The organism is Protofrankia sp. CiP1_Cm_nod1 (assembly GCF_920888515.1).
In the GTDB taxonomy this organism is placed as follows: Bacteria; Actinomycetota; Actinomycetes; order Frankiales; family Frankiaceae; genus Protofrankia.
The window spans coordinates 1-10,940 of sequence record NZ_CAKKTM010000073.1 but is presented as its reverse complement, the minus strand read 5'-3'; the positions used below and the strand labels follow the sequence as shown (position 1 = coordinate 10,940).

Annotated in this window: 11 protein-coding genes; 5 read left to right on the top strand and 6 right to left on the bottom strand. The window is 71.5% G+C overall.

Annotation, left to right across the window (positions count from 1 at the left end; translation table 11 throughout):
* Positions 1-81: 81 nt before the first annotated feature.
* Both NBX02_RS04195 and NBX02_RS04190 read right to left on the bottom strand, forming a co-directional pair.
* Positions 82-1,281: an aminotransferase class I/II-fold pyridoxal phosphate-dependent enzyme gene (locus NBX02_RS04195; RefSeq protein WP_250285831.1), complete on the bottom strand. Its 1,200-nt coding sequence runs from the start codon at positions 1,279-1,281 to the stop codon at positions 82-84.
* Between the two features lie 525 nt (positions 1,282-1,806).
* On the bottom strand, positions 1,807-2,670 hold the full coding sequence (locus tag NBX02_RS04190) for a PD-(D/E)XK nuclease family protein (RefSeq protein ID WP_250290059.1): 864 nt from the start codon (positions 2,668-2,670) through the stop codon (positions 1,807-1,809).
* Positions 2,671-3,104: 434 nt separating this feature from the next.
* Between NBX02_RS04190 and NBX02_RS04185 the strand changes: the two genes are divergently transcribed.
* Positions 3,105-3,389, top strand: coding sequence for a chorismate mutase (locus tag NBX02_RS04185; RefSeq protein WP_250285823.1), 285 nt, complete (start codon positions 3,105-3,107; stop codon positions 3,387-3,389).
* 183 nt (positions 3,390-3,572) lie between these two features.
* On the opposite strand, the gene NBX02_RS04180 is transcribed toward NBX02_RS04185, so the two are convergent.
* Complete coding sequence (locus tag NBX02_RS04180) at positions 3,573-4,223, bottom strand: DUF1003 domain-containing protein (protein WP_250285824.1); 651 nt, start codon at positions 4,221-4,223, stop codon at positions 3,573-3,575.
* A complete protein-coding gene (locus NBX02_RS04175; RefSeq protein ID WP_250285832.1) occupies positions 4,223-5,536 on the bottom strand; it encodes a magnesium transporter MgtE N-terminal domain-containing protein in 1,314 nt (437 codons plus the stop codon). Before NBX02_RS04175 ends, NBX02_RS04180 begins: the two co-directional genes overlap by 1 nt.
* 562 nt (positions 5,537-6,098) lie before the next feature.
* On the opposite strand from NBX02_RS04175, the gene NBX02_RS04170 reads away from it, so the two are divergent.
* The 3 genes from NBX02_RS04170 to NBX02_RS04160 are packed head-to-tail and all read left to right on the top strand — an operon-like array spanning position 6,099 to position 7,026.
* A complete protein-coding gene (locus NBX02_RS04170; RefSeq protein ID WP_250285825.1) occupies positions 6,099-6,290 on the top strand; it encodes a hypothetical protein in 192 nt (63 codons plus the stop codon).
* A gap of 59 nt (positions 6,291-6,349) precedes the next feature.
* A complete protein-coding gene (locus tag NBX02_RS04165) occupies positions 6,350-6,631 on the top strand; it encodes a type II toxin-antitoxin system Phd/YefM family antitoxin (protein ID WP_250285826.1) in 282 nt (93 codons plus the stop codon).
* The gene (locus tag NBX02_RS04160; RefSeq protein WP_250285827.1) at positions 6,628-7,026 is read left to right on the top strand and encodes a type II toxin-antitoxin system VapC family toxin; all 399 of its coding nucleotides are present in this window, start codon (positions 6,628-6,630) and stop codon (positions 7,024-7,026) included. The genes NBX02_RS04165 and NBX02_RS04160 overlap by 4 nt, the downstream gene beginning before the upstream one ends.
* 155 nt (positions 7,027-7,181) lie before the next feature.
* Here the strand turns inward: NBX02_RS04160 and NBX02_RS04155 are convergent, their stop codons facing one another.
* On the bottom strand, positions 7,182-8,273 hold the full coding sequence (locus NBX02_RS04155; RefSeq protein WP_250285828.1) for a glycoside hydrolase family 6 protein: 1,092 nt from the start codon (positions 8,271-8,273) through the stop codon (positions 7,182-7,184).
* A 483-nt stretch (positions 8,274-8,756) separates the two neighbouring features.
* Between NBX02_RS04155 and NBX02_RS04150 the strand changes: the two genes are divergently transcribed.
* Positions 8,757-9,956, top strand: coding sequence for an acyl-CoA dehydrogenase family protein (locus NBX02_RS04150; RefSeq protein WP_250285829.1), 1,200 nt, complete (start codon positions 8,757-8,759; stop codon positions 9,954-9,956).
* 302 nt (positions 9,957-10,258) lie between these two features.
* Here NBX02_RS04150 and NBX02_RS04145 read toward each other — a convergent pair.
* Positions 10,259-10,940: TerD family protein (locus NBX02_RS04145; RefSeq protein WP_250290057.1), on the bottom strand; the 682-nt coding region annotated here is incomplete at its 5' end.

Here is a 10,940-nt window from a genome sequence, read left to right as displayed (position 1 = left end):
GGACGGCGGGGCACTTCCCGGTGGCGTCGGCGCGGCGGTCGCCGGGGCGGGGCGGTCGCCGGGGGCGCGTGGCGGGGCGCGTCAGGCGAGGGTGGCCAGCCGCTGTGCCGCCGCCCGCAGGGTGTCCAGCCGTTTCGGGAAGGCGAAACGCACGATGTGACGCCCGTACGCGGGATCGTTGAAGAACGACGACCCGGGGACCGACGCCACCCCGGCCGTCTCCAGCAGCCGGCGGGCGAAGGCCACGTCGTCCCCGTCGGGGTCGAACGATCGCGTATCGCACATGACGTAGTACGCGCCGTCCGGCGGCCGGAAGCGGAAGCCGGCCGTGGCGAGCGCGTCGCACAGCAGGTCACGGCGCTCGAGGTAGTCGGCGACGAGGCCGTCGTAGTAGCTCGGCGGCAGTGCCATGGCGGCGGCCCCGCCCGCCTGCAACGGCGCGGCGGCCCCGACGGTCAGGAAGTCGTGGACCTTGCGGATGGCGGCGGTGTAGGCCGGTGGGGCGATGGTCCAGCCGACCCGCCAGCCCGTCACCGCGTAGGTCTTCGACAGGGCGTTGATCGTGACCGTGCGGTCGGCGAGCCCCGGGACGGTGGCGGGCGGGATGTGCCCGCCCGGGCCGAGATACTGGATGTGCTCATAGATCTCGTCGGTGAGGACGAGCGCGTCGTGCCGCTGGCAGAGCTCGGCGATCAGCTCCAGCTCGGCGCGGGTGAACACCTTGCCGGTCGGGTTGTGCGGCGTGTTGATGACGACGGCCCGCACCCGGTCGGAGAAGGCGGCGCGCAGCTGCGCCTCGTCGATGCTCCAGTCGGGCCCGTGCAGCGGGACGAACCTCGGCCGCGCGCCGGAGAGGATCGTGTCCGGGCCGTAGTTCTCGTAGAAGGGCTCGAAGAGCAGCACCTCCTCGCCGGGGTCGACCAGCGCGAGCATGGTCGCGATCATCGCTTCGGTGGAGCCGCAGGTCACGCAGATCTCGGTCTCCGGGTCCACCGTCCACCCCGGGTAGGTACGGGCGACCTTGGCAGCGATGGCGTGCCGGAAGGCCTTCGCGCCCCAGGTGATGGCGTACTGGTTGTCGTCCGCGTCGATGGCGGCCTTCGCCGCCTCCTTCAGCTCGGCCGGGCAGGGGAAGTCCGGGAAGCCCTGGGCGAGGTTGATGCCGTCGTGTGCCAGGCAGAGCCGGGTCATCTCCCGGATCACCGACTCGGTGAACGTCCCGGCCTTCGCCGACACCCGCGACGGGCTGCCCGCGGGCCGGGCCCGGCCGCCACCGGGCAGCCGGGCGTCCGGCAGCACGGCCGGAGACACGGCCGCGACCGTGGACACGGTGTTCGGCTGGCCGGCACTCACTCGCTCTGTCACGAAGCCATCATGGCCCAGCTCCCGCCGGCCTACCGGACAACGAGCAGGTCCCGGACGCTCCTCGACCGAAACCGCCGGCGGGGCCACGACCGGTAACAGCGGCGGAGAGCCGGAGGCAGCGGCCATTCGCATGATCCCTACAACGGCCCATGAGCAAGGACGGGACTCGGTACTGTTGTGACAGTACCGAGTCCCGTCCTTCGGGCACTTCGGCGGGGCTGCCCGAACAGAGGTGTGGCGGACGACGGCGTTCAGGTGTTTCCGCAGGTCGCAGCCTTACCCGGGCAAATGCCAGCCAGATTCCCCGGCACTCCCCGGCCGGGCCGCGCAGGGACGGGCTGGCGCGAGAGCGGATGGGCAGGCGCGAGGGGACGGGGCGTGCCCGAGGGCGGCAGGCGTCTCCGGCCCAGGGTACGGGCTGACCCCAGAGGAGTACGGGGCTCAGCCGGACGGCTCGGTGCCGGCGTCGGCGACGGCGTCGGCAACGGCGTCCCAGGGGGCCCGGTCGGGGGCTGCGGCGCGGCCCTCGGGGCAGTGCCGCCGGTAGTCGCACCAGGAACACAGCCGGCCCGGCTGTGGCGGGAACGCCGTGTCCGGCTCGGCGCCATCACGCAGCGCCTCGGCCGCCCGCTCGGCGTCGTCGGCCAGCGCCTCGGCCCGCTGCAGCTGGCGGTGCAGCGACGCCTCGTCATGCTCGGCGCCGGCCACGGTGCCGGTGGGCAGATGGTGCAGCTCCACCCGCCAGCAGGGGCGGCGCAGAGTGCGGGAGACCGCCAGCGCGTACAGCGCCAGCGCCTGGGAGACCCGGGCGTCGTCGTCGGTGGGCGCGCGGCGTCCCGTCTTGTAGTCGACGACGACGAGCTCGCCGTCCCGGTCGTCGAGCCGGTCGACCCGCCCGGACAGGGCCAGCCGTTCGGTGCGCGCGGCGACCTGGCGTTCCACCGCCCTGGGCTCGCGGGCCGGGTCGAGGGTGGCCACGTAACGTCCGGCCATCTGCGCGGCCCGTTCCCGCCAGGCCGTGGACTGCTCGGCGTCCCGCCAGCCGTCCGTGACCCACAGCAGCCGGACGAGGTGGGCGGCGCGGGTCGGCGTGCGGCGGGCCAGCGGTTCGTCCCACCAGGCCCGCAGGGCGTTGTGCACGCTGGAGCCGAGGGAGTTGTGCGCCCATGGCGGCCCCTTCACCGGCGCCGGCCGGTCGAGATAGGCCATCCGGTAGCGGCGGGGGCATTCCGCGAACGCGGACAGTTTCGACGGGGTGCACACGAACAGCCGCCGCGGCATGCCGTCCAGCTGCAACTGGGCCACGAGACGATCCTCTCATCCGTCCTGCCGCCGCCCTGGTGACACCCTCATGCCGTCCCGCCGCCGTCCCGGTGACGCGCCCATGCCGTCCCGCCGCCGTCCCGCCGCCGTCCCGCCGCCGTCCTGCCCGGCATTCGGGTGACGCCCGGAGCCATCGGCGTGACGTCCCGCCCGCTTCTGGGTCATGTGCGGTCACGGTGCGAGCCGGACGGACCGCTGGACGGTGGCAATCCCGGCTGGCATGCTGGTAGCCATGCCTGGTGGATCTCCTCTTTGCGCGCGCCGCGCGAGCAGATCGCCGGATCATTTTTACCAGGGACCGGGCACGGTCCCTGCACTGCCGCGTATCTGACGCGACACGCCGAGACTCAAGGCCCGGACTTTCCCCGGGCCTGTCCGGCTCCGGGATGGCCGGGTCCCGGATGAAAAGAGCCCAGATGACAAGCCACGCGCTTCCCGCCGCCACGCCGGCACCGACGGTCTCCTCGATCGCGGACGGCCGGCGGGCCATAGACGAGATCGACACACAGCTCCGCGCGCTCGTCGGCGCCCGTCTGGAGATATCCCGGCAGATTCAGGCGCTGCGTTCCGCGGACGGCGGCCCGCGCATCCAGCACGAGCGAGAAAACGCGATCATCACAGCCTGGTCGCGGGAGCTCGGGCCCCGCGGGGTCGAAATCGCCCTGTCCATTCTCACTCTGTGCCGAGGATCCCTCGCATAAGCCTTCGTCCCGCGAACGCCCCGGCCCGCGGACGCCAGCCGAGTTCCCGCCCCGAGGCACGCTCCCGGCTCCCCGGCGACGTCTTTCCCTCGGTAACGCCGTCCCTCCGCGACGCCGTCCCCAGTGACGCCGTCACCGGTGAATGCCGTCCCCGGTGATGCCTTCCCGGTCGGGTCTGCTGGTTCACGGGCTCTGGAGCCGCCGGTCGGTGGAGCTGCCGCGTTCGGGCCGCCGCTCCCACGGCCCGGGGCCGCGGCGATGCCCGGCGGTGGCGTCCTCACCTGTTCCCGCATCCGTCCCCGCGGAAGTCCCCACGGGGGTTCCCGCGGAAGTCCCCACGGGGGTCCCCAGGGACTCGGCCAGCAGCGCCCGCAGCTCCGCCCGCAGCTCGGAGCGCAGGTAGTCACGGGTGGCCAGCTCCCCGACCCGGATACGGATCGCCGCTATCTCGCGGGCGAGGTACTCGGTGTCGTCGAGCTGGCGTCCGGTCCGTTCCCGGTCCTGTGCGAGGTTGGCCCGGTCCCGGTCGTCCTGCCGGTTCTGCGCCAGCAGGATCAACGGCGCGGCATACGCCGCCTGCAGGGACAGCGCCAGCGTCAGAAAGATGAACGGGTAGTTGTCGAACCGCAGGTCACGGGGCACGATGATGTTGTAGCCGATCCACAGCACCACCACGATGCTCTGCACCACCAGAAAGCGCGCGGTCCCGATGAACCGGGCGATCCGCTCGGCGGCCCGGCCGAAGGCGTCCGGTTCGTAGGGACGGCGGACCAGCGCCGACCGGCGGGACGGACGGGGCTGATCGAGTCTGCCCGTATGGCGGCGGAGCCTCATCAGGTCCCCGCCGCACCCGAGCCACCCGCACCCGAGCCACCCAGGCTCGTGACGTTCCGGCTCGTAGCGTCCCGGCTCGTGGCGTCCGGCCCCGTGGTGTCCGGGTCGAGGTCGTGCTCCCGCCAGCCGGGCGGCAGCAGGTGGTCCAGCACGTCGTCGACAGTAACCACCCCCACCAGCCGGGCGCCGTCGTCCAGCACCGGGACGGCGACCAGGTTGTACGACGCGAGGTGCCGGGTCACCTCCTGGAGCGACGCCTCCGGCCGCAGCGGGGTGATGCCGACGTCGACGACACCGCTGACGAGCGCCCCGGGCGGTTCCCGCAGCAGCCGCTGGAAGTGGACGAGGCCGAGGTAGCGCCCGGTGGGCGTCTCGAACGGGGGGCGCACCACGTACACCTGCGCGGCCAGCGCCGGGGAGAGCTCCGGCGCCCGGATCCGCGCGATCGCCTCGGCCACAGTCGCGTTCGGGCCGAGGATCACCGGTTCGCTGGTCATCATGCCCCCGGCGGTCCGGTCCGGGTAGACGAGCAGACGCCGGACCGGCGCGGCCTCCCACGGCTCCATCAGCCGCAGCAGCCGCTCGGCATCCCCGGCGGGCAGGTCCCCCAGCAGGTCGGCGGCGTCGTCGGGGCCCATCGCCTCCAGGACGTCGGCGGCCCGCTCGTCGGCGAGCCCGCCGAGCAGCTCGACCTGCTCGTCCTCGGACAGTTCCTCCAGGACGTCGGCGAGCCGCTCGTCGTCGAGGGCCGCGGTCACCTCGACACGGCGTTTGTCGGAGAGGTCCCGCAGCAGCGCGGCGAGGTCCGCCGGCCGCAGCTTCTCGAACACCTCGAGCATGTTGGCCGCGCCCTGGTCCTCCTCCGGCAGGGAGAAGCCGGTGACCTCGGCCCAGGAGACCGTGCGGATCTCGCCGCGGCGCCGCCGGCCGATGCGTACCGCGACGTGGTCGAGGACCCAGTCCCCGCCGCGGACCTGTTCGATCGCGGCGTCGACCACGGTGGCCGGGGCGCCGGTGGCGACCAGCGTCACCTGCCGGTCCAGCAGCTCGCCGAGCACCAGGGTCTCACCGGGACGCTGGGCGAACCGGCGCCAGCTCAGCCGGGCCGAGGAGAGCACCACGGCGCCCGACTCCACCCCCGTCACCCGCCCGATCGGGACGAAGATCGGATGACGCTGCACCTCGACCGCGAGCCCGAGGACGCGGGGCGGCTGGCTACCCGGCCGCAGCATCACCACCACGTCCCGCAGCCGTCCGACCACGTCCCCGTTGGGATCGAGGACGAGCAGCCCCGCCAGTCGGCGACAGAACATCCGCCCCGACACCGCCGTCACCGCCGACCACCCGTCATGACACCCGCCCCACCGAACACCTGGCGCGACGCCCGCCACAGCCAAATACCCGCCGTCACGGCCGACCACCGCAACGGTTGATGGTTCGGCCTCACGGCGCGAGGCTACCCCCACCTTCACGGCTCCCGATCCAGGCGATGTTGTCAGTGAACGGAGCCATGACGTGGAAACCGTCGCCGTGACGAGGCCAGGAACCACGTAGTCGCTCCGTCCGCGCACTCATCTGTCCCGGTCGGGGGGCTGGGTTGAGGGTGTGGGAGCGCCTGCGGCTCACACGGAAGCCGGTTGACGCGTGTCCAGGTGAGTACGCTAAGCGAGATGGACGGATCACAGGGCACCCCGAACAGGCCCCGAGTGCGCTGCCAGCGGGTACTCGCACTCCGGGACGAGACGACAGGGCCGGTGGCGCGTCGCCCATGGCCGAGGTCCGAAGATGCGACAGCCACGATCTGCAGTACTTTTTGGTACTCGAGTTCAAGATACGTCCCGACGAGACGAAGACGGCACGGGAGGCGGAGCAGGCATGAGCGAGTCCGAGCTACCGCGTGTTCTCCGTGACGTCGAGGAGATCGACGCGGATCCCGACACCGAGCGCATGATCTATGAAGCGCTTGCGGACCTTGCGGCCGGCCGGTCGGTGATCTGTGAGAGTGACGCCGCATTCGACGCGCTTCTTGACTCCCTGTCCGCGAAGCCCTACCCACAGGCAAGCTGACTCGCTGCTTATCCACAGCGCCACAGTCTTGACGCACATGGGGCTATATCATGTGCGTCATGATGGAACGGATCGGCGTACGGGAGCTCCAGCACAACGCTTCCAGGATCCTCGACCGGGTCAAGACCGGCGAGACCATCGAGATCACCGAACGCGGCCGCCTTATCGCCGTTCTCACCCCACCCAGCGACCTCCACCAGGCGCGGGCACGGCTGATCGACGAAGGAGTGCTCCAGCCCGGCGAGGGCGGTCTCGCCGATTGGGAGCCCGGGCCCCCACGCACGGACGGGCCGGCGCTGTCGGAGGTACTCCTCGACATGCGCGCCGAGGACGATCGTTGATCTACCTGGACTCGTGCGCGCTGGTGAAGCTGGTCGTCACCGAGGCCGAGACACCCGCGCTGCGCGCCTTCCTCGGCGCGCACGCCGGATATCCCCAGGTGACCTCCCTGCTCGCCCGCGCCGAGGTCGTCCGAGCGGTACGGCGCGCCACCGCGGACGACGCCGACCTGTACAAAGCGGCGGTGACCATGCTCAACCGCCTCGACCACATCATCCTGGACCGGCCCGTCCTGGACGACGCCGGGGCGGTCGCCGGCCCGCTGGTGCGCACCCTCGACGCGATCCATCTGGCCGCCGCGCGGCGGCTCGGCGACAGCCTGACAGCGTTCGTCACCTACGACCGCCGGCTGGCCACCGCCGCCCTCGACCTCGGTTTCCCCGTCCGCGCCCCCTGATCCCAGAACCCCCTGATCCCAGAACCTTGGGAACGGATGCGGACGCGGTGGGCAGCGGTGCCGCTGGACGTATTTGTACTGCTGGACGTATTTGTGCCGGTGGACGTATTTGTGCCGGTGGCGGCCGGTGGGATGGGCTCGTCCTGTGGGACGGGCTAATAGGGCGCTCGGCGGGCCAGGTCGAGGGCGTAGGGCTGCCAGAACTCGCCGGCCGGGGGGCCGCCGTTGCAGGTGCCGTCGGACTCGCCGGGGCCCTTCACCCACAGGAACGCGTCCGCGTGCTCGTCGCCGGTCTGGGTGGTCGGGCGGGCTCCCAGCGCCCGGCCCGGCGGGTTGCACCACTGCCTGTCCGGGGCCGGGCCGCGGCCGTTGCGGCTGGTGTCGACGACGAAGTGGCCGCTGCCGCCGAGCTCGGCGACGATCTGGTTGCCGTAGGCCAGCAGGTCGGCGGTGGCGACGAAGTTCGCCGTGTTCAGGGCGAAGCCGCGCACGGCGGAGACGCCGGCAAGCCGCAGGCGGCCGGCCATCTCGGTGGCGCTGCGCCAGTCCGGCTGCCCGGCGTCGAGGTAGACGGTGGCCCCGTGCCGGGTCAGCAGCGTGCCCGCCTCGCGGATGAGCGTGTAGCGCGTCCGCTGGCCGGCGGCGGGCAGGCAGTCCGCGCCGGCGATCGCGTCCGGCTCGAGTACCACCACGGCGGGGCCGGCGCCGATGCCGGCGGCGACCTCCGAGATCCACGCGCTGTACTCGTCCGGCGAGTTCGCCCCGCCGGCGGAGTAGCCGCCGCAGTCGCGGGCCGGTATGTGGTAGACGGCGAACACCGCGACCGCCTGGGCGGCCCGCGCGCTGTCGACCCGCTCGGCAACGATGGCGCGGACCCGCGCGGTCGGGAACCAGTCGCCGAGCCACATCGCCTGCGGAGTATTCGCGATCTTGTCGAGCAGGGCCGCGTTCACGGGGTCCTGGCCGCGCAGCCGGGCCGCGGCGGCGTCCGCCTGGCTGTCGGGATCATCATAGAAACGGGCGCCGGCCAGCGGGCTGCCGGCCGCCGCGGCGTCCGGGCTGTCCGCGGCGACGGGGGACAGCGGCGCTCGCAGCGTCCCCGCGTCCCCGGGCCGGTAGCCGGCCGTCAGGACACCGGCCGCGGCCAGGGCGATCGTCGCCGCCGCGGCGAGGTGGCGCCAGACGGGCACCTCCTGCGGGATCCTGCCCAGCGGCCCCTGACGGGCCTTGCGAAGAAACGAGCGCACAACGCCTCCGGAGGCACAACGGTCGCGTCAGAACAACAACATCAAGCCCCCTCGCGGACTACTTTATGGGCTATCTACCCGATATCAGGCGATACGGACAGTGATTGTTGATACTGTGCAGTGCCCCCGATGCCGCTCGGTGGGCTGATATCGAACGCCCCCGGCCGGGCCGTACGGCCCGCTGGGCCCGCTGGCCGTCCGCGCGGGCCGGCGTTCGCCGGCAGGCCTCCCCGCCACACGTTCGCGGAGCGCCATACGGTCATCGCGGCCGGGGCGGCGGCACGGGCGGGCGGGCCTTGGGCCGGGATGCCGCCAGGGCCGGGACGGTGCCGCGCAAGGGGCCACCCGCCGGCGTCGCTGGCGCCCGCCCGCGAATGCCGTGATACTTCTCATAAGTATACGACGACCCGCACGTGATTCCCGACAGCCGGTACAGAAATGGCACGGGCCGACCACGGTACGGCGAGAAAGGAAGCGGACACCATGGGCAGGATCGCGCAGACCGATGGTCTGACGGACGTCCAGGCCGACATTTTGTCGGCTGTGCGCACATTCGTCGACAAAGAGATTCTGCCATACGCCACGGAACTCGAGCACAAGGACGAGTTCCCGGAGGCGATCGTCGAGGCCATGAAGGAGATGGGGCTGTTCGGGATCACGATTCCCGAGGAGTACGGCGGGCTCGGCGAGTCGCTGCTCACCTACGCCCTGGTCGTCGAGGAGATCGCCCGCGGCTGGATGAGCGTGTCGGGAGTCATCAACACGCATTTCATAGTCGCCTACCTCCTCATCCAGCACGGCACCCCGGAACAGAAGCAGCGGCTGCTGCCGAAAATGGCCACCGGGGAGATCCGCGGCGCCTTCTCCATGAGTGAGCCCGGCTGCGGCTCGGACGTGTCCGCGATCACCACCCGGGCCACTCCCGACGGCGACGACTACGTGATCAATGGCCAGAAGATGTGGCTGACCAACGGTGCCCGCGCCGCCCTCGTCGCGACTCTCGTGAAGACCGACGAGGGCGCCGACTCCGTCTACCGGAACATGACGACGTTCCTGCTGGAGAAGGAGCCCGGGTTCGGCACCCACGAGGGCATCACGATCCCCGGGAAGCTGGAGAAACTCGGCTACAAGGGGGTCGAGACCACCGAGATGGTGCTCGACAGCCACCGGGTGCCGGCGTCGTCGGTCCTCGGCGGCCCCGACGGCCGCGGCAAGGGCTTCTACCAGATGATGGACGGCGTGGAGGTGGGCCGGGTCAATGTCGCGGCCCGCGCCTGCGGCATCATGATCCGGGCGTTCGAGCTGGCCATCGCCTACGCCCAGCAGCGCCGCACCTTCGGCCACCAGATCGCCGACCACCAGGCGATCGCCTTCAAGCTGGCGGAGATGGCGACCAAGGTGGAGGCCGGCCACCTGATGATGGTGAACGCGGCCCGCAAGAAGGACAGCGGCCAGCGCAACGACGTCGAGGCCGGGATGGCCAAGTTCCTCGCCAGCGAATACTGCTACGAGGTGACGACCGAGTCGTTCCGTATTCACGGCGGATACGGCTACTCGAAGGAGTACGAGATCGAGCGGCTTTTCCGGGAGGCGCCGTTCATGCTCATCGGTGAGGGCACGTCCGAGGTACAGAAGAGGATCATCAGCCGCGCGCTGCTGCGGGACTACAAGCTGCAGCAGTAGGCCGCCGGACCGCCGCGGGACGCACGGCCACGAAAAACCGCGGAACCGGCGGTGCCACAAAATGCACGAAGCCGTGGAAACCGCGGAAGACTTCCCGCGAGAACTCGTGAGATATCCACGGGTTCTCGCGGGAGAACATCACGAGAAACATCGTGTGCGGCTTTAGTTTTTTATGCCGGGCACTGCTGTCGGGCCCCGGCCGAGGGCCGGCTGTCAGCCCCGGCCCCGGCCCGGCAGCCGGCCCGGAACACGGCCGGACCCAGCCACCCCACGGCCGCCCCTCGTCCGCACGGATCGTTACTCTACAGATACTGCCTGGACGGGCCGACCATCGCGCGCACGGTCTTGCCGTCGTGGAACTCGCCGATGGCGGTCATCGTCCAGTTCGGGCCGCCGGACTGGCGGACCACCTTGCACATGACGAGCCCGGTCTGCGGCTTCGACTCGGACAGGTCGAACCGGACGAGTTCGGCGCCGGTGAAGTCGTCGATCAGCCGGCAGAAGGCGTTGCGGACCTCGGTGAAGCGCTGCCCCTGGAAACTGTTCACCGTGAAGACCAGGGCTTCGACGTTCGGCGGAAGCGCGGCCAGGTCGACGAAGATGGTCTCGTCGTCGCCCTCACCGGAACCGGTGAGGTTGTCGCCGGAGTGGCGGACCGCGCCGCGGGCACCCTTCTTGGACATGAACCACACCTTGTCCACGTCCTTGCCCCGGCCGTCGAAGAGGATGCAGGAGGCGTCCAGGTCGATCTGGCGCCCGCTGTACGCGGGATCCCAGCCGAGGCCCATCCGCACCCGGGTCAGCGGCGGCGCCCCGGTCTTGACCAGCGAGACGCTCTGGCCCTTGCGCAGGGAGACCCGGCCCTTGTCCAGGTTCACGGATGCCCCGCCCCCGCCGCCGGCCGCCGCGGACGGCGGCGCGCCCCAGCCCTGCTGCGCGGCCGGGGGCTGAGGCTGGCCGCCGCCCCAGCCGCCACCCTGCGGC